The organism is Sphingomonas aquatilis, assembly GCF_014196115.1.
GTDB classification, from domain to species: Bacteria; Pseudomonadota; Alphaproteobacteria; order Sphingomonadales; family Sphingomonadaceae; genus Sphingomonas; species Sphingomonas aquatilis.
The window spans coordinates 52,452-70,684 of sequence record NZ_JACIDB010000008.1 but is presented as its reverse complement, the minus strand read 5'-3'; the positions used below and the strand labels follow the sequence as shown (position 1 = coordinate 70,684).

Below are 18,233 nucleotides of genomic sequence, written 5' to 3'. Positions count from 1 at the left end.
AGGAGTTTGCCCATGTCTTCCACGCTGAACGAACTCGAACGCCGTCGCGCCGCCGCCAGGGCCGGAGGCGGCGAAAAGCGCGTCGCCGCGCAGCATGCCAAGGGCAAGCTGACCGCGCGCGAACGGCTCGACATCCTGCTCGACGAAGGCTCATTCGAAGAGATCGACATGTACGTCGAGCACAATTGCGTCGATTTCGGCATGGCGGAGCAGGTGATCCCCGGCGACGGCGTCGTCACCGGATCGGGCACGATCAACGGCCGGCTGGTCTATGTGTTCAGCCAGGATTTCACCGTCTTCGGCGGATCGCTGTCCGAACGCCACGCGCAGAAGATCTGCAAGGTGATGGACACCGCGATGAAGGTCGGCGCGCCCGTCATCGGCCTCAACGATTCGGGCGGCGCGCGCATCCAGGAGGGCGTCGCGAGCCTTGGCGGTTATGCCGAGGTGTTCCAGCGCAACGTGCTCGCATCCGGCGTCGTGCCGCAGCTCAGCCTCATCATGGGGCCGTGCGCGGGTGGCGCGGTCTATTCGCCGGCGATGACCGACTTCATCTTCATGGTGAAGGATTCCTCGTACATGTTCGTCACCGGCCCCGACGTGGTGAAGACGGTGACCAACGAGGTCGTGACGCAGGAGGCGCTGGGCGGTGCCGTGACGCACACCACCAAGACTTCCGTCGCCGACAATGCGTTCGAGAACGATATCGAGGCGCTGCTGGCGGCGCGCGACTTCATCGACTTCCTGCCGCTGTCGAACCGCGAGGCGGTGCCGGAACGCCCGACCGCCGACGCCTGGGACCGGCTGGAGCCGAGCCTCGACACGCTCGTGCCCGCCAGCGCCAACCAGCCCTATGACATGCATGAGCTGATCCGGAAGGTGGTCGACGAAGGCGACTTCTTCGAAACGCAGCCGGCGCATGCGGCCAACATCATCACCGGCTTCGGCCGGATCGAGGGCAAGACCGTCGGCATCGTCGCCAACCAGCCGATGGTGCTGGCGGGCGTGCTCGACATCAACAGCTCGAAGAAGGCGGCGCGGTTCGTGCGCTTCTGCGACGCGTTCGAGATTCCGATTCTGACGTTCGTTGACGTCCCCGGCTTCCTGCCCGGCACGGCGCAGGAGCATAACGGCATCATCAAGCATGGCGCCAAGCTGCTGTTCGCTTATGCCGAGGCGACCGTGCCGAAGATCACCGTCATCACGCGCAAGGCCTATGGCGGCGCCTATGACGTGATGGCGTCGAAGCATCTGCGCGGCGACTTGAACTACGCCTGGCCGACCGCCGAGATCGCGGTGATGGGTGCCAAGGGGGCGGTGGAGATCATCTTCCGCGGAAAGACGCCCGAGGAGATCGCCGAGCGTACGGCGGAATATGAGGCGCGCTTCGCGAACCCCTTCGTCGCGGCGAGCAAGGGCTTCATCGACGAGGTGATCCAGCCGCACTCGACGCGGCGACGGATCGCGCTGGGCTTGCGGAAGCTACGCGGCAAGAGCCTCGAGAATCCGTGGAAGAAGCATGACAATATTCCGCTTTGAGGGAGCGGTGCTATGTCGAAATCGTTCAATTGGGCTCTTCGGGCTTGTGTGGCGGTAGCCCTCGCCGCTGGTGCACTTGGCATGTGGATCGAAGGCGTTGCGCACCATGAAGGCGCAACGACCGTTCCGACACCGGGTCATGATATTCCCGTGAAGTTCCATTCCACCGCCATCTACGTCTCTTCCTCGGAGGCAAAAATCTACCATACTTCCGTTGCCGTATTTCTTCTGTGTTGGGCGATCGGAATGGTGATGAGCCTCATCAAGAAGGAAGCGGAGACACCGATCGGAAAGAAATCATGACCCTCGGCCGCCTCAACCACGTCGGCATCGCGACGCCATCGATCGCGCAATCGATCGAGACCTATCGCAGCCTGCTCGGCGCCACCGTGATCGGCGAGCCGTTCGACCTGCCGGCACAGGGCGTCAAAGTGTGCTTCATCGACACGCCCAACACGCAGATTGAGCTAATCGAGCCGTATGACGATAGCTCCCCCATCGCGGGCTTCCTGAAGAAGAACCCGGCGGGCGGGCAGCATCACGTCTGTTTCGAAGTGCCCGACATCCACGCCGCCGTCGCGGACCTGAAGGCCAAGGGCGCAACCGTGCTCGGTGAACCGCGCATCGGTGCGCACGGCACACCGATCGTCTTCGTACATCCCAAGAACATGGGCGGCGTGCTCGTCGAACTGATGGAGACGCCGCATGGCGATCATTGAGACTAACACCGGCGAGGACAGCGGCGCCGCGCCCAAGGCGCAGGCCACACCCGAACCGACGCCGCGCCCGACGCTCGTCGACTGGCAGGCCGCCGCCGCGAAGGAGGTGAAGGGCAAGGACCTGACCTGGCCGACGCCCGAAGGCATTGCGGTCAAGCCGCTCTACACCGCCGAGGACGTGACGGCAGACCCCGGCCTGCCCGGCTTCGCGCCCTTCACGCGCGGCGTGCGCGCGTCGATGTATGCGGGGCGACCGTGGACGATCCGCCAGTATGCCGGCTTCTCGACCGCGGAGGAATCGAACGCCTTCTACCGCCGCAACCTCGCCGCCGGGCAGAAGGGGCTGAGCGTCGCCTTCGACCTCGCCACCCATCGCGGCTATGACAGCGACCATCCGCGCGTCACCGGCGACGTCGGCAAGGCGGGCGTCGCGATCGACAGCGTCGAGGATATGAAGATCCTGTTCGACGGCATCCCGCTCGACCAGATGAGCGTCAGCATGACGATGAACGGCGCGGTGATCCCGATCCTCGCCTTCTTCATCGTCGCCGGGGAAGAACAGGGCGTCGACCGCAAATTGCTCGACGGGACCATCCAGAACGACATCCTCAAGGAGTTCATGGTCCGCAACACGTACATCTACCCGCCCGAACCGAGCATGCGGATCATCTCGGATATCTTCGGCTACACCAGCCGGGAGATGCCGAAGTTCAACAGCATCTCGATTTCGGGCTATCACATGCAGGAGGCGGGGGCGACGCAGCTCCACGAGCTCGCCTTCACCATCGCCGACGGCATGGAATATGTGAAATACGGCGTGGCATCCGGCCTCGACATCGACAAGTTCGCCGGGCGCCTGAGCTTCTTCTTCGCGATCGGCATGAACTTCTTCATGGAGATCGCCAAGCTGCGCGCCGCGCGCGTGCTGTGGCATCGCGCGATGACGCAGCTCGGCGCGAAGGACGAACGCAGCAAGATGCTGCGCACCCACTGCCAGACCAGCGGTGTCTCGCTGACCGAGCAGGACCCGTACAACAACGTCATGCGCACAACGATCGAGGCGATGGCGGCGATGCTCGGCGGCACCCAGTCGCTGCACACCAACGCGCTCGACGAAGCCATTGCGCTGCCTACCGATTTCTCCGCCCGCATCGCGCGCAACACGCAGATCGTCATCCAGGAAGAGACGGGGATGACCAAGGTCGTCGATCCGCTCGGCGGCTCCTATTACATCGAGAGCCTGACGCAGAGCCTGGTCGATGGCGCGTGGGAGATCATCGAGCGCGTGCAGGCCGAAGGCGGCATGGCCAAGGCGGTCGCGGCGGGCTGGCCCAAGGCGATGATCGAGGAGGCGTCGGCCGCCCGCGCCGCGCGCGTCGATCGCGGCGAGGACGTGATCGTCGGCGTCAACAAATACCGCAAGGCCGACGAGGACTCGATCGACATCCTCGACGTCGATAACGTCGCGGTGCGTGAGGCGCAGATCCGCCGCATCGAACGCGTCAAGGCGACCCGCGACGAGGCGGCGTGCCGCGCCGCACTCGATGCGTTGCGCGAAGGCGCGCGGGGTAAGGACAATCTGCTCGCGCTCGCCGTCGAATGCGCCCGCGCCCGCGCGACACTCGGCGAAATCTCGTCCGCGATGGAGGATGTGTTCGGCCGCTTCGGCACCCATCCGACGCCGGTGAAGGGCATCTATGGCGGCGCCTATACCGACGACATGCGCTGGGAGCGGCTCGCCGAGGGCGTTGCTGCCACCGAACGCCGGCTGGGGCGCAAACCGCGCATGCTCGTCGCAAAGATGGGGCAGGACGGGCATGATCGCGGGGCCAATCTGGTCAGCAGCATGTTCGGCGATCTGGGGTTCGAGGTCGTCCCCGGCCCGCTGTTCCAGACGCCCAAGGAGGCCGCGGTGCTCGCGCTGGAGCAGGACGTCGACGTCGTCGGCGCCTCCAGCCTCGCCGCCGGGCACAAGACGCTGATCCCCGAACTGATCGGTCACCTGCGCGACGCAGGCCGCGCCGACATCAAGGTGATCGCCGGCGGGGTGATCCCGGCGCAGGATTATCAGGCGCTGCGCGACGCGGGTGTACAAGCGATCTTCGGCCCCGGCACCAACCTCATCAAGGCGGCCGAAGAGGTGCTGCGCCTGCTCGGCCACAACATGCCGCCGCAGGAGGACGCCGCGTGATCCGTTTGACCCTTACCGCCGCGCGCGGGGACTATGCGGGCGGATCGATGCGACGGACGATACGCAGCTAATGGCCCACGCGGTTGACAGGCGAGCGGGCGGCACAGTTGAATAATGTGCAATGGCAGCGCGGACGACGAGCGTTTACGCCGCCACGGCATCGATCCGGGCGGCGGGCAATACGCGCGATCGGTTCGGTTCAAGAAATTTCGCTGCAGGCGGCGTAGGAGTGAATATGCGGTTTGGAACAACATTAGCGTGGTCGCTTGGCCTGTCCCTTGCGATCGCTTCCCCAGCCGCCGCGCAGGAGCGCGCCGCGACGAACGGACGCTCGATCACGAGCCTAGCCGGCGTGCCGTTGAAGACGCGCGACGGAAAGCCGATCACGCTCGGATCCCGCATCGTGTCGGGAAAGCCGACGCTCATCTCGATCTGGGCGAGCTGGTGTCCGCCCTGCATGGTCGAGGCGCCTTATCTCAACAAGATGCGCAAGGATTTGGCGGGGCGGTACAACTTCGTCTACGTCAATCGCAGGGATGGGAATCCTGATCCGTCGCAGCCTGCCGATTCCATCGCCCGCTTCCTCGCGCGCGGTGGCCTATCCGATAGCGACTATGTCGTTGCTGACGTCAAAGCCTATCAACAGATCGTCGCCGCCGACCTCAAGGATATCCCCGACGGAAAGGTCGGCATCCCGCGGGTCTACCTTTTCGACAGCAAAGGCCGGCAGGTCTATACGTCCTATGGATTTGAGCCGTCCGAGGCCCCGGCGCTGGAAGCGCGCTTGAAGCAGGCGATGGCCAAGTGAGCGCGCCCTCGCCAGAGCGCAACGCGGTTCGCAACGACTGGACGCGGAACGAAATCGCCGCGCTGTTCGAGCTGCCCTTCGACGAATTGATGTGGCAGGCGCAGACGGTCCACCGCGCGCATCACGCGGCGGGGCAGGTGCAGCTGTCGACGCTGCTGTCGATCAAGACCGGCGGCTGCCCGGAGGATTGCGGCTATTGCTCGCAGTCGGTCAGCGCCGACAGCGGGGTCAAGGCGACCAAGCTGATGGACGTGCGCAGCGTTCTGCAGGCGGCGGCGCAGGCCAAGGACAATGGATCGACCCGCTTTTGCATGGGCGCGGCGTGGCGCAACCCCAAGGACCGCGACATGGGCGCGATCGTTGCGATGGTCGAGGGCGTGCGCGGCATGGGCATGGAAACGTGCATGACTTTGGGCATGCTGGAGCCGCATCAGGCCAAGCAGCTCGCTGACGCGGGCCTCGATTACTACAACCATAATATCGACACCTCGCCCGAACGCTACGGCGACGTCATCACCACGCGCAGCTTCCAGGAGCGGCTCGACACGCTCGACGCGGTGCGGAGCGCGGGGATCAACGTGTGCTGCGGCGGCATCGTCGGCATGGGCGAGACGCGCGAAGATCGCGTCGGCTTCGTCCATGCGCTGGCGACCCTGCCCGAGCATCCCGGCAGCGTGCCGGTCAATGCATTGGTGCCGGTGAAGGGCACCGTGCTGGGCGACATGCTCGCCGACACGCCGCTCGCCAAGATCGACGAGATCGAGTTCGTCCGCACCGTCGCCGTCGCGCGCATCACCATGCCCGCCAGCATGGTTCGCCTGTCTGCGGGGCGCGAGAGCATGTCGGATTCGGCGCAGGCGCTGTGTTTCATGGCGGGGGCGAACTCGATCTTCACCGGCGACAAATTGCTCACCGCGGGCAATGCCGGCGACGACAAGGATGCGGCGCTGTTCGCGAAGCTGGGCGTGACGCCGATGGCGGCGGAGCCCAGTGCCCGTCACCCCGGCCTTGAGCCGGGGTCCCGCTCCTGCGGCTCCGTGGAAAGAAGCGGGACCCCGGGTCAAGCCCGGGGTGACGCGGTGATGTTCGAGGCGGCGGAGTGAACCGCGTTCGGTGGCCGGCAATAGCGTTTGCCGTAGGTTCGGCACTCTATTGGTTTACGATCGCCCCAATGCTGATGGTGGCAATCACCTTGGCTGATGGAAGCCGTGCCGTGGTTCCCATGATGATGGCGGCGAATGTCGTGGTGACGGCCATTTATGCCGTCGTCACGGTGACTTTCTGCCATTGGTTTGCTCGTCGCATCGTGAAGCAAATCGGAAAGACATAACCATCGCCCCTCCCGGGAGCGGGAGGGTTCGGGGAGGCCTGTCCTTCCCACCATCAGAATGATCCCGCGCGGACAGGCCCTCCCCCGGCCCCTCCCGCGAGCGGGAGGGGAGAAGAGGATGTTCAAGAAAATCCTGGTCGCCAATCGCGGTGAGATCGCCTGCCGCGTGTTCCGCACCGCGAAGCGCATGGGGATCAAGACGGTCGCGGTCTATTCCGATGCCGACGCGCGCAGCCCCCACGTCCTGATGGCGGACGAGGCGGTGCGCCTGGGGCCGGCACCCGCCGCGGAAAGTTATCTCAAGGCCGAGCTGATCCTGCTCGCCGCGAAGGAGACGGGCGCGGACTGTATCCACCCCGGCTATGGCTTCCTGTCCGAACGCGAAAGCTTCGCCAAGGCGTGCGCCGAGGCGGGCATCGCCTTCGTCGGCCCGCCGCCGAACGCGATCGCGGCGATGGGCGACAAAATCGAATCGAAGAAGCTCGCCAAGGAAGCGGGCGTCAACGTCGTCCCCGGCTTCCTGGGGGAGATCGCCGACACCGACGAGGCGGTGCGGATCGCGACCGATATCGGTTATCCGGTGATGATGAAGGCGTCAGCCGGCGGCGGCGGCAAGGGCATGCGCCTCGCCTACAGCGAGCAGGACGTGCGTGAAGGGTTCGAGGCGACCAAGCGCGAGGGGCTGGCCAGCTTCGGCGACGATCGCGTCTTCATCGAGAAGTTCATCGAATCGCCGCGCCACATCGAGATCCAGGTGCTCGGCGACCAGCACGGCAATATCCTGTACCTCAACGAGCGCGAATGCTCGGTGCAGCGCCGCCACCAGAAGGTGGTCGAGGAAGCGCCCTCGCCCTTCGTGACACCGGCGATGCGCAAGGCGATGGGCGAACAGGCGGTCGCGCTGGCCCGCGCGGTGGGCTATTACAGCGCGGGTACGGTCGAGCTGATCGTGTCGGGCGCGGATACGACCGGCGAGAGCTTCTACTTCCTCGAGATGAACACCCGGCTGCAGGTGGAGCATCCGGTGACCGAGGAGATCACCGGCCTCGATCTCGTCGAACAGATGATCCGCGTTGCGGCGGGGGAGCCGCTGTCGATCACCCAGGATCAGGTCGGCATCAACGGCTGGTCGGTCGAGAACCGCGTCTATGCCGAGGACCCGTACCGCGGCTTCCTGCCCAGCATCGGGCGGCTGGTGCGGTACAATCCGCCCGAATCCACGTCGTCGTCGACGCAAGCTGACGAACCCCGCATCCGCGTCGACGACGGCGTCGCCGAGGGTGGCGAGGTCAGCATGTTCTACGATCCGATGATCGCCAAGCTCGTCACCTGGGCGCCGACGCGCGAGGCGGCGATCGACGCGCAGATCGCGGCCTTGGACGCGTTCGAGATCGAGGGGCCGGGCACCAACATCGACTTCCTGTCGGCGCTGATGCAGCACCCGCGCTTCCGGTCGGGCAATATCACCACGGGCTTCATCGCTGAGGAATATCCCGATGGCTTCCACGGCGCCCCCGCCGACGCCGAGCTGAAGCGCCATCTCGCCGCCATCGCCGCCTTCGCCGCAACCGCGCAGGCCGACCGCGCGCGTCGAATCGACGGCCAGCTCGGCAGCCGCCTGCAGCCGCCGCATGCCTGGGCCGTGCGGATCGATGGCGAGGATCATGCCGTGGCGGTCTCGACCGACGGTATCACCGTCGACGGCAACGCGCTCGACATCGCGCTGGAATATACCCCCGGCGATCGGATGGTGGAGGCTGAGATTGGCCGAGAAAACGGGGAGTATGCGCAGCTTACCGTGCGCATCCTGCCGATTCGCAGCGGCTTCCGCCTGACGACGCGCGGCGCGAGCCACGACGTCCGCGTCCTGCCCGCGCACGCCGCGCCGTACGCGCAGCATATGATCGAGAAGGTGCCGCCCGACCTGTCGCGCTTCCTGATCGCGCCGATGCCGGGCCTGCTCGTCCGTCTCGACGTCGGCGCGGGCGATGCGGTGGAGGCGGGCCAGCCGCTCGCCGTCGTCGAAGCGATGAAGATGGAGAATATCCTGCGCGCCCAGAAGGCGGGCCGGGTGAAGGCCGTCTCCGCCGCCGCCGGCGACAGCCTGGCGGTCGATCAGATCATCCTCGAAATGGAATGAGCCACCGCCGCCGGGCGCCCCCGCCCGGCGGTCAGGGCGCGTGTGGCCGCCCGATCGCGCGCGCATAGACGGCGAGCAACGTGACCGCGGCGACCGCCAGCCACACGCCCGCCGTTCCCACCGCGCCATAGACGGCGGCCCCGCCGCACGCACCCGCGACCAGCCCCATCCACAGCAATGCATAGGGCAGCCACGCCCAGCGCGGCCCGCTGCCCATCAGCGCCGCGGTCAGCCGTTGCACGCATTTCACCAGCGTGCCGGTCATATAGGTGACGCCGATGCTCACCTCGCCATCGCGCTGGAAGATGGTGTTCGCCGCGCCCATCGCCGCCGCCATCATCAGGCTGGTCGCCATCGCGGGCAATCGTCCATCGCTCGCCGCGGCCAGCGCCAGCAGCGCGCCCATCAGCAGCAGCGAGACGGGCAGGCGCCCACCCCCGTGCCGCGCCGACAGCCATGTCCCGCCCGCTACGCCGGCCGCAAAGCCCGCGATCAATGTGCCCGCCACATATGCGACATGCGCATCCGTCACCGCACCGACCGCGAACCGCGTCGAATTGCCGCTCATGAACGACACGAAGAAGCTGCCAAGCCGCAGGAACCCGATCGCATCGACATAACCCGCCGTCGCCGAAAGACCGGCGGCGAGAAACCAGAAGCGGCGGTCGTAGCGGGTCATCAGCCGGGAGTGTTGGGGGAGAGCGGGCGGGGACTCAAGGGGCGACGTGGGAGGGATAGGGGGCATCGTCTGCATCGACGATCGCAGCCTTCCGACGGCCGAAAACGAGCACGCTCAGCCCCGACAGGCCGAGCGCGAAGACTGCGCCGTAGAGCATGACCCCGCCAAAGCCCTGCACCAGTGCCCCGCGGGCGCAAAGCTCGACCCGCGGCGCGCGTTCGGCCAAGCTGATGCGATATGGTCAGCATCACGGCCTTCGGAGCACCACCGATATGCGAATCCTGAACATCCTCGTTCGCCGCTACCTTTCGCTCGACGAGATCGATGCGGCCGTCAGCTTTTATGAAGCCTTGACCGGGCAGAAGCGGCGTCTGGCGTTCGATTATCCGGAACATGACCTGAAGCTGGCGCAGGTCGCCTCGATCCTGTTCATCGCCGGCACTGACGAAAGCCTGGCGCCGTTCCGTGCCACCGAAGCGACATTCATGGTCGAGGATTTGGACGCGTTCGCCGCGCATCTCCCGACGACCGGTAGCACGATCCTGGAAGCGGTAAAGCCGGTTCCGACCGGGCGCAACATGCTGGTGCGTCACCCCGATGGCATGCTGGTCGAATATGTCGAACACACGACCAAACATCCTGCCGACGTCATGGCCCCCTTTGACTGACGCTATGGCCGATGAACCGAATGACTGACGAGGTCAGGATTGCCCGATGAGCGCGAATCATGCCTGCCGGGGCCACCGGCGACACTTCAAGACCGGATCGCGGCAATCGAGGCACATCCGCGGTCAGGGGGTAGAACGCTTGGTGCCATGAAGACTCAGCGCGCCGGTCACTGGACCGCGTCGCCTTCCTCCATGCTACTGCATTACCGAGCGGCAAGCCGGGGAAGCCGAAAAACGGCCCCAAAGGACCGCCGCAGCCGCATGACACTATTCGGAAAAACTGGAGCGGGCGAAGGGATTCGAACCCTCGACCCCAACCTTGGCAAGGTTGTGCTCTACCCCTGAGCTACGCCCGCTCTGGCGCCTGTGCCGGCTGCTCGTTGGAGCCACCGGCTGGGTGAGGCGCGTCCACTAGCGGCGACTGCGCGGGGCCGCAAGCCCCATCTTGTGATTTTCGCACACGATTTCGACTTGGCGACTCGATATCCGGAACATTACAAGAACATATATGTCCGACTCGTCCGCCCTGATCGCCCATCTGCGTGGCCTTGCCGCTGCCGGCGGGGCTGCGCAAGCGGCGGCGGCACCGGTCGATGCCTGGCGAACGGAAGGGCTGGCGCGTGCGCAACTCCATGAAATCTATGCGCTGGAGGGCGAAGACGGGGCGAGCGCCGCGGGGTTCGGACTGGCCTTGGCGCTCGCCGCCGGGGCGGTGCCGCTGCTGTGGCTGCGCACCGAGGCGGGGGAGCGCGCGCAAGGCCGACTGCATGCCAGCGGCCTCGCAGACCTGGGGCTGGCGGCCGATTCGGTGCTGCTGGTCGTCGTCGCCGACGAATCGGCGCTGCTGCGCGCGGCGGCGGATGCGGCGCGCTGCGGGGGGCTGGGCATGGTGCTGGTCGAAAGCGCCGGGCCGATGCCGGGGCTGGACCTCACCGCGACGCGGCGGCTGATGCTGGCGGCGGAGGCGTCGGGCGTCACATTGCTGTCGCTGCGGATCGGCGCGGAACCGGTGGCGAGTGCCGCTGCGACCCGGTGGAGCGTCACCGCCGTGCCCTCGACCGCGCTGGATCAGGGGCTGGGGGAGGGTGCGCCGGGCCTGCCGGCTTTCGACGTCGAATGTGCGCGCCGGCGTGGCGGCCCCGCGGGGCAGCGCTGGCGCGTGGAGTGGGATCGTGATGCCAAGAGTTTCCGTGACGCGCCGCTATCTGGCGCTGGTCTTTCCATGGCTCCCGATCGAGCGGCTGCGCGCCACCCGGCCGCATCTGTTCGTCGGCGGTGAGGCGCCGGTCGCCTTCGTCGAGACGGTGGGCCAGGCGATCCGGCTGACCGCGACCGATGTGGCCGCGGCGCGCGCCGGGCTGGAGCCGGGTCTGACGCTGGCCGACGCCCGCGCGCGCGTGCCCGAGCTGGAGGTGTTTCCGGCCGATCCGCATGCCGACATGGACTGGCTGGAGCGGCTGGCGGATGGCTGCACGCGCTACAGCCCCACGGTGGCGCTGCTGCCGCCCGATGCACTGGTGATCGACATCGCGGGGTGCGTCCATGCTTTCGAAGGGGAGCGTCCACTTGCCGCCGATGTCGAGGCGCGGATGGCGCGGCGTGGGATCTTGGCGCGCCATGCGTTCGGCGATACGCCCGAAATCGCCTGCGCCCTCGCCCGCTATGCCGGCGCGCCTGCGCCCGACGAGACGCGCGCGGTGAAGCGTCTGCCGGTCGCGGCGCTGGAGCTGGATGCGGACGCGACGGTGGCGCTGACCCGCGCGGGGTTGAAGACGGTGGGCGACGTGATGGCGCGGCCGCTCGCCGGCATCGCCGCGCGCTTCGGCGAGGAAGCGGCGACGGCGGTGCGGCGGCTGTCGGGCGACTATAAGGCGCCGGTCCGGCCGCGCGTGCGCGTCGCGCCGGTGGTGGTGGAACGGCGCTTTGCCGAACCGATCGCGCGGACCGACTATGCGCTGGAGGTGATCGAGGAGCTGGCTGGCGAGGCGGGACACACGCTCGGCCAGCGCCATCAGGGCGGGCGCCGATGGGAGGCGCGGCTGTTCCGCAGCGACGGCCACATCCAGTCGCTGCGCGTCGAGACGGGGCAGCCGACGCGCGACGTCGCGCTGCTGATGCGGCTGTTTGCCGAGCGGATCGACGCGCTCGCCGACCCGCTCGATCCCGGCTACGGCTATGACCTGATCCGGCTCGACGTGACGCTCGCCGAGCGGCTCGATGCGGCGCAGCTGCGGCTGGAGGGCGGCGAGGGGGCGACCCAGGCGCCGGCGGTGGCGGAGCTGATCGATCGCCTGTCGACCCGGCTGGGCCGCGAGCGGGTGCGGCGATTCGCCCCGCGCGACAGCCATATCCCCGAGCAGGCCGAACTGATGCTGCCCGCCGCCGCACCGCGGCCTGCGGGGGACTGGCCGCAGGCGGAGGCGGGGGAACCGCCGCTGAGGCCCATCTATCTGTTCGATCCGCCCCAGCCGATCGAGGCGGTGATGGCGGAGGTGCCCGACGGCCCGCCGCACCGCTTTCGCTGGCGCCGCCGCGTCCACGAGGTCGCGCGCGCCGAGGGGCCCGAGCGGATCGCCGGCGAATGGTGGCGACGCCACTACGGCGCCATCCCGACGCGCGATTATTACCGGATCGAGGATCGCCGGGGGCGGCGCTTCTGGATCTTCCGCCACGGCCTGCATAGCGAACAGGCGCACCCGCGCTGGTACGTCCACGGGCTGTTCGCGTGAGCGTGGTCCCGCCCACTCCGTCACCACGGACTTGGTCCGGGGTCCACTGTGCGACTGGGGGGATGGCTGGAGTCTCTTGCCGCCCCCTTGCGGCTCGGTGGGCCTCGCAACGAGTCCGGGGTGACGGGGTGGAGGGGGCCGGCGGTGCGATCGCGCCATGACCGGGTTCGTCGAGCTGGTCGCGGCGACCAATTACTCGTTCCTCGACGGTGCCAGCCATGCCGAGGACATGGTCGCGCAGGCGATCACGCTCCGCCATGCCGGCATCGGCATCGCCGACCGGAATACCGTCGCAGGCGTGGTGCGCGCCTATGACGCGCTGAAACGCGCCGAAACCGGACGGCTGGGTGCCGCCTTGCCGCCCTTCGGCTTCGCGCTGGCGGTCGGCACCCGTCTCGTCTTCGCCGATGGTACGCCCGACATCGTCGCCTATCCCGCCAATCGCACCGGTTGGGGTCGGCTGACGCGGATCCTGACCACGGGCAATCTGCGGTCGGTAAAGGGCGATTGCCTGCTGGGCCTGGGCGACCTCATCGCACTGCATCGCGATCTGTTGCTGATCGTCCTGCCCGAAAGCAGCGCCCGCGGCGGCGTTGCCCGCGACGAGGCCGAGCGCCCGCCACCGCGCAGCGATCCCAGCCTCGCCACGACGCTGAGGGCGGTGAAGCGGCTTGCACCCGACGGCGTCTGGCTGGGGGTCAGCATGGCACGCCGCGGCCAGGACCGCCGCCGCCTCCGCCACCTGAAAGCCCTGGCCGAGACGGTCGGCGTGCCGCTGCTCGCCACGACGGACGCGCTCTATGCGCATCGTGACGACCGGCCCTTGCACGACGTCGTTACGTGCATCCGCGAAGGCGTGACGATCGATACGGCCGGACGTCGCCTCGCGGCCAATGGCGAGCGCCATTTGAAGGATGAAGCCGAGATGCGCCGGCTGTTCCGCGACGCGCCCGAGGCGATCGACGAAAGCCTTCGCCTGCTGGGTCGCATCGGCTTTTCGCTCGATCAGTTGCGATACGAATATCCGCACGAGCCGGTGCCGGCGGGGTGGGACGCGCAGGCCTGGCTGGAACATCTCGTCTGGCAGAATGCGCTCGACCGTTACGGGGATCGCGTTCCCGACCGTATCCTCACCCTGCTGTACGAAGAGTTCGATCTCATCCGGCGTCAGCAATATGCTTATTATTTTCTGACGGTGCATGACGTGGTGCGGTTCGCGCGCAGCTGCACCCCGCCGATCCTGTGCCAGGGGCGCGGGTCGGCGGCCAATTCGGTTGTCTGCTACCTGCTGGGCGTGACCTCGGTCGATCCGCTGAAATACGACCTGCTGTTTTCGCGCTTCGTGTCCGAAGAACGCGGCGAGCCCCCCGACATCGACGTGGATTTCGAGCACGAGCGGCGCGAGGAGGTGATGCAATATATCTATCGACGCTACACCCGCGAACGTGCGGCGATCGCGGCGACCGTCATCCATTATCGCCCGCGCAGCACCGTGCGCGAAGTCGGCCGGGTGCTGGGGTTCAGCGAGGACGTGACGCAGCGGCTGACCAGCACCGTCTGGGGCAGCTTTTCGGATCGCATGCCCGAACAACGCTTCACCGAAACCGGGTTCGACCCCGCCAATCCCCGCCTGGCCCAGCTCAGCGACCTGGTGTCGCGCCTGCTGCAATTTCCCCGCCATCTGTCGCAGCATGTCGGCGGCTTCGTGCTGACGCAGGGGCGGCTCGACGAAATGGTGCCGATCCACAACGGCGGCATGAAGGACCGGACGTTCATCGAATGGGACAAGGACGACATCGATTGTCTGGGCCTGATGAAGGTCGACATCCTGGCGCTCGGCATGCTGACCTGCATCCGCAAGGCCTTCGACCTGATGGAGATGCACGGCCTGGGCTGTCACGCGCTGGACAGCCTGGCCACCGACGAGCATCCCGACGTCTATAAGATGCTGTGCAAGGGCGACAGCATCGGCGTGTTCCAGGTGGAAAGCCGCGCCCAGATCAACATGTTGCCGCGCCTGCGCCCACAGGAATTCTACGATCTGGTCGTCCAGGTCGCGATTGTGCGACCGGGCCCGATCGAGGGCGACATGGTCCATCCCTATCTGCGCCGCCGCATGAAAAAGGAGCCGGTCGATTTCCCGTCGCCATCACCGCTGCACGGCCCGCCCGACGAGCTGTTTCAGCTTTTGAAGGCAACCTATGGCGTGCCGTTGTTCCAGGAACAGGCGATGAAGCTCGCCATCGTCGCGGCCGGCTTCACCCCCGGCGAGGCGAATGAGCTGCGGCGGGCGATGGCGACGTTCCGCAAGGTGGGCGGCATGGACAATTTCCAGGCCAAGCTGATCGGCGGGATGGTCCGCCGCGGCTATCCGCAGGACTTTGCGGAACGCTGCTACAAGCAGATCGAAGGGTTCGGCAGCTATGGCTTTCCCGAAAGCCATGCGCTGTCGTTCGCGCGGCTGGTCTATGTGTCGTCGTGGATCAAATGCTTCCACCCCGCGGTGTTCGGCTGCGCGATCCTCAATTCGCAGCCCATGGGTTTCTATGCGCCCGCGCAGTTGGTCGAGGATGCGCGCGCGCATGGCGTGGTGGTGCGGCCGATCGATGTGAATGCGAGCCTGTGGGACAATGCGCTCGAGCGCACGGAGGATGGGGATTTCGCGATCCGATTGGGGTTTCGGCAGATCGACGGGTTTCGGCAGGATTGGGCGACAGCGCTGGTCGATGCGCGGGGAGGGGTGCCCTTTGCGAGCGTCGAACAGGTCGCGGGCCGTGCGGGCCTGCCGACGCGGGGGCTGAACCTGCTCGCCGATGCCGATGCGTTCGGATCGATCGCGCTGCCCCGCCGTGCCGCTTTGTGGGACGTGCGGCGGACACCGCCCAAACAGCTCGCGCTGTTCGCCGCGGCGGAGGCACCCGAATTGCGCGAAGAGGCCGATCCGCCGCTGCCCGCGATGCCGATCAGCGAAGAGGTGGCGGCCGATTACCAGACGACGCGCCTGTCGCTGAAGGGGCATCCGATGCGATTCCTGCGGCCGCTGTTCGCGGCCGAAGGTGTGCTGTCGAGCGAGCAGGCGGCACGGGCGAAGGACGGGCGGCGCGCGCGGGTGGCCGGGGTGGTGCTGGTCCGCCAGCGGCCGGGCAAGGGCAATGCGATCTTCGTCACGATCGAGGATGAGACGGGCATCACCAACGCGCTGCTATGGGCGCGCGATTTCGAGGCGAACCGGCGTGCGATCATGGCGGCGCGGCTGCTGGTGCTGGAGGGCGTGATCCAGCGCAGCGAGGAGGGCGTCGTCCATCTGATGACGGTCAAGGCCTATGACCGCACCGTCGAGCTCAGGCGGTTGTCGTCGGACTATGACGGGCAGATGCCGCTTTCGCCGGTGGATGAGGTGATCCGTCCGAAGCCGATCGTCAGCCAGGACCCACGCGGGCGGCATCCGCGTGACGTGCGCATCCTGCCGAAATCGCGGGACTTTCATTGAGGTCCACTGGCTGCCCCACCCCCTCCGTCACCCCGGACTCGGTCCGGGGTCCACTCTGCGGCGAGGGGGATGTCCGGAGGCTCTTGCCGCCCCCTTGCGGCCCGGTGGACCCCGGACCAAGTCCGGGGTGACGAAAGGCGTGGGGCGACCATTCGCACAACCAAAAGCCTTGGCGTCGGCGCTTGCCTGCCCCACATGGGCGCCAAGAATGGACGAAGGGAGCAAGACGTGGCCACGTTAGGACTGTCGCCAGCCGACAAGCAGGCGGTCGAGGATTTCCGCCGCGACGTCGTCGAACTGTCGATGACGTCCCTCGTCATCATCGATTTCTGGGCGGAATGGTGCGGGCCGTGCAAGGCGCTGGGGCCCGTGCTGGACAAGGTCGCCGCGGCCTATGCCGACAAGGGGGTGGTGCTGGCCAAGGTCGATACCGACAAGAACCAGTTCATCGCCGCGCAATTCCAGATCAAGTCGATCCCCACCGTCTATGCGATGTTCCAGGGGCAGCTGGTCGCCGATTTGACCAGCGCGCGCACCGAATCGCAGCTGCGCACGATCCTGGATCAGTTGCTCAAGCAGCTGCCGATCCAGTCGGAGGCGGCCGATGCCGCCGCCGAGATCGAACCGCTGATCGCGATGGGCGAGGATGTGCTGGCGAGCGGCGATGCCGAGCGGGCGTTGTCGATCTTCGACCAGCTGTTCGAGATGGCGCCGGACAATCCGGCCATCCTGTCGGGTCGCATTCGCGCGCTCGTCGCGGCGGGGCAGACCAATGAAGCACAGGCCGCGATCGACGCGCTGCCCGCCGACATCAAGGACGCCGGGATCGAGCGCGCCAAGGCGGCGCTCGCGCTCGCGCAAAGCGCGCCGCAGGGCGAGGACACCGCCGGCCTCGCCGCCGAGGTCGCCGCGCACCCCGACGATCACGAACGCCGCTTCGCGCTGGCGAACGCCCAGATGGCAGCGGGCGATCGCGATGCCGCCGCCGACAATCTGCTCCACATCATCGCCGCCGACCGCGACTGGAACGAGGGCGCGGCGCGTCAGCAGCTGCTCAAGCTGTTCGAAGTCGTCGGCCTGATGGACCCCTGGGTGTCCACGCAGCGTCGCCGCCTGTCCGCGATCCTGTTCGGATGACGCAAGCGACCCGCCTGTCGATCTTTCCGCTGCCCGGGGCGCTGCTGTTCCCGGGCATGCACCTGCCGCTGCACATCTTCGAGCCGCGCTATCGGGCGATGGTGTCGGATGCGATGGCGCGCGACCGGCGGATCGGGATGATCCAGCCGCTGACCATGCCGGCGACGGTCGAGGAGCGGTCGGCGCTGTACGACATCGGATGCGTCGGCAAGATCGCCGAGGTCGAGGCGTTGGACGACGGCCGCTACAATCTGGTGCTGGAGGGCGTCGCGCTGTTCCGCGTGTTGCGCGAACTCGACGTGACGACGCCGTTCCGCCAGATCGAGGCGGAGTTGCTGCCGGTGCGCGCGGACGAGACGCTGTCGTTGGGCCGTCGATCGTCGCTGGAGCAGGAATCGCGCCGCTTTGCCGATGCGCAGGGTTATGCGGTCGACTGGGACGCGGTGGGGCGGCTGGACGACGAAAGCCTGGTCAACGGTATCGCGCAGATCGCGCCGTTCGACGCCGCGGCGAAGCAGGCCTTGCTCGAAGCGTCGGATATCGAGTCGCGCGCGGAGCTCATCATCCAGCTGATGCAGTTCTTCGGCCGGCATGACGGCGACGAGCGGGTGACGCTGCAATGAGCGCCGCCCCACTCGATCCCTGGCTGCTCGAACGGCTGGTCTGCCCGGTGACGCGCCAGCCGCTGCGCTATGACGAGGCTGCGCAGGAACTGGTGTCGGAAGCGGCGGGCCTCGCCTATCCGATCCGCGACGGCGTACCGGTGATGCTGCCCGAGGAGGCGCGGCGGCTGTAGCCCGCCC

17 protein-coding genes and 1 tRNA gene are annotated in these 18,233 nt (G+C 67.2%); 15 read left to right on the top strand and 3 right to left on the bottom strand.

The window, feature by feature from the left end:
* The first annotated feature begins 12 nt into the window (after positions 1 to 12).
* From GGR47_RS15095 to GGR47_RS15060, 8 genes are all read left to right on the top strand, one after another.
* Positions 13 to 1,539, top strand: a complete 1,527-nt coding sequence (locus tag GGR47_RS15095) for an acyl-CoA carboxylase subunit beta (RefSeq protein ID WP_147035053.1) — start codon at positions 13 to 15, stop codon at positions 1,537 to 1,539.
* A gap of 12 nt (positions 1,540 to 1,551) precedes the next feature.
* Positions 1,552 to 1,842 (top strand): hypothetical protein, encoded by a 291-nt coding sequence (locus tag GGR47_RS15090; RefSeq protein WP_147035052.1) that lies wholly within the window; start codon positions 1,552 to 1,554, stop codon positions 1,840 to 1,842.
* Positions 1,839 to 2,258 carry a methylmalonyl-CoA epimerase gene (gene mce, locus GGR47_RS15085; RefSeq protein WP_147035051.1) on the top strand — a complete coding sequence of 140 codons (420 nt, stop codon included), beginning with the start codon at positions 1,839 to 1,841 and terminating at the stop codon, positions 2,256 to 2,258. The genes GGR47_RS15090 and mce overlap by 4 nt, the downstream gene beginning before the upstream one ends.
* A complete protein-coding gene (scpA, locus tag GGR47_RS15080) occupies positions 2,245 to 4,449 on the top strand; it encodes a methylmalonyl-CoA mutase (RefSeq protein ID WP_147035050.1) in 2,205 nt (734 codons plus the stop codon). The genes mce and scpA overlap by 14 nt, the downstream gene beginning before the upstream one ends.
* A gap of 121 nt (positions 4,450 to 4,570) precedes the next feature.
* Positions 4,571 to 5,257 carry a TlpA family protein disulfide reductase gene (locus GGR47_RS15075; protein ID WP_244304950.1) on the top strand — a complete coding sequence of 229 codons (687 nt, stop codon included), beginning with the start codon at positions 4,571 to 4,573 and terminating at the stop codon, positions 5,255 to 5,257.
* Positions 5,254 to 6,360, top strand: coding sequence for a biotin synthase BioB (bioB, locus tag GGR47_RS15070; protein WP_147035049.1), 1,107 nt, complete (start codon positions 5,254 to 5,256; stop codon positions 6,358 to 6,360). The genes GGR47_RS15075 and bioB overlap by 4 nt, the downstream gene beginning before the upstream one ends.
* A gap of 68 nt (positions 6,361 to 6,428) precedes the next feature.
* Positions 6,429 to 6,587: a hypothetical protein gene (locus GGR47_RS15065; protein ID WP_167509689.1), complete on the top strand. Its 159-nt coding sequence runs from the start codon at positions 6,429 to 6,431 to the stop codon at positions 6,585 to 6,587.
* A 118-nt stretch (positions 6,588 to 6,705) separates the two neighbouring features.
* Positions 6,706 to 8,727 (top strand): acetyl-CoA carboxylase biotin carboxylase subunit, encoded by a 2,022-nt coding sequence (locus GGR47_RS15060; protein WP_147035048.1) that lies wholly within the window; start codon positions 6,706 to 6,708, stop codon positions 8,725 to 8,727.
* Positions 8,728 to 8,758: 31 nt separating this feature from the next.
* On the opposite strand, the gene GGR47_RS15055 is transcribed toward GGR47_RS15060, so the two are convergent.
* Both GGR47_RS15055 and GGR47_RS15050 read right to left on the bottom strand, forming a co-directional pair.
* Positions 8,759 to 9,406, bottom strand: coding sequence for a YoaK family protein (locus GGR47_RS15055; protein ID WP_147035047.1), 648 nt, complete (start codon positions 9,404 to 9,406; stop codon positions 8,759 to 8,761).
* A gap of 34 nt (positions 9,407 to 9,440) precedes the next feature.
* A complete protein-coding gene (locus GGR47_RS15050) occupies positions 9,441 to 9,632 on the bottom strand; it encodes a hypothetical protein (RefSeq protein ID WP_147035046.1) in 192 nt (63 codons plus the stop codon).
* A gap of 46 nt (positions 9,633 to 9,678) precedes the next feature.
* Here GGR47_RS15050 and GGR47_RS15045 point away from each other — a divergent pair, with 46 nt between their 5' ends.
* On the top strand, positions 9,679 to 10,074 hold the full coding sequence (locus GGR47_RS15045; protein WP_147035045.1) for a VOC family protein: 396 nt from the start codon (positions 9,679 to 9,681) through the stop codon (positions 10,072 to 10,074).
* A 281-nt stretch (positions 10,075 to 10,355) separates the two neighbouring features.
* On the opposite strand, the gene GGR47_RS15040 is transcribed toward GGR47_RS15045, so the two are convergent.
* Positions 10,356 to 10,430: transfer RNA gene (locus GGR47_RS15040), tRNA-Gly, on the bottom strand.
* A 152-nt stretch (positions 10,431 to 10,582) separates the two neighbouring features.
* On the opposite strand from GGR47_RS15040, the gene GGR47_RS15035 reads away from it, so the two are divergent.
* The 6 genes from GGR47_RS15035 (at position 10,583) to GGR47_RS15010 (ending at position 18,226) form a co-directional block, all read left to right on the top strand.
* The gene (locus GGR47_RS15035; protein ID WP_147035044.1) at positions 10,583 to 11,353 is read left to right on the top strand and encodes a hypothetical protein; all 771 of its coding nucleotides are present in this window, start codon (positions 10,583 to 10,585) and stop codon (positions 11,351 to 11,353) included.
* Positions 11,265 to 12,803, top strand: a complete 1,539-nt coding sequence (locus tag GGR47_RS15030; RefSeq protein ID WP_147035043.1) for a Y-family DNA polymerase — start codon at positions 11,265 to 11,267, stop codon at positions 12,801 to 12,803. The genes GGR47_RS15035 and GGR47_RS15030 overlap by 89 nt, the downstream gene beginning before the upstream one ends.
* 157 nt (positions 12,804 to 12,960) lie before the next feature.
* The gene (locus GGR47_RS15025) at positions 12,961 to 16,293 is read left to right on the top strand and encodes an error-prone DNA polymerase (RefSeq protein ID WP_147035042.1); all 3,333 of its coding nucleotides are present in this window, start codon (positions 12,961 to 12,963) and stop codon (positions 16,291 to 16,293) included.
* Between the two features lie 228 nt (positions 16,294 to 16,521).
* Positions 16,522 to 17,430, top strand: coding sequence for a tetratricopeptide repeat protein (locus tag GGR47_RS15020; RefSeq protein ID WP_371859726.1), 909 nt, complete (start codon positions 16,522 to 16,524; stop codon positions 17,428 to 17,430).
* Positions 17,427 to 18,053 (top strand): LON peptidase substrate-binding domain-containing protein, encoded by a 627-nt coding sequence (locus GGR47_RS15015; RefSeq protein WP_043061143.1) that lies wholly within the window; start codon positions 17,427 to 17,429, stop codon positions 18,051 to 18,053. Before GGR47_RS15020 ends, GGR47_RS15015 begins: the two co-directional genes overlap by 4 nt.
* Positions 18,050 to 18,226, top strand: a complete 177-nt coding sequence (locus tag GGR47_RS15010) for a Trm112 family protein (RefSeq protein WP_082049335.1) — start codon at positions 18,050 to 18,052, stop codon at positions 18,224 to 18,226. The genes GGR47_RS15015 and GGR47_RS15010 overlap by 4 nt, the downstream gene beginning before the upstream one ends.
* Positions 18,227 to 18,233: the final 7 nt, after the last annotated feature.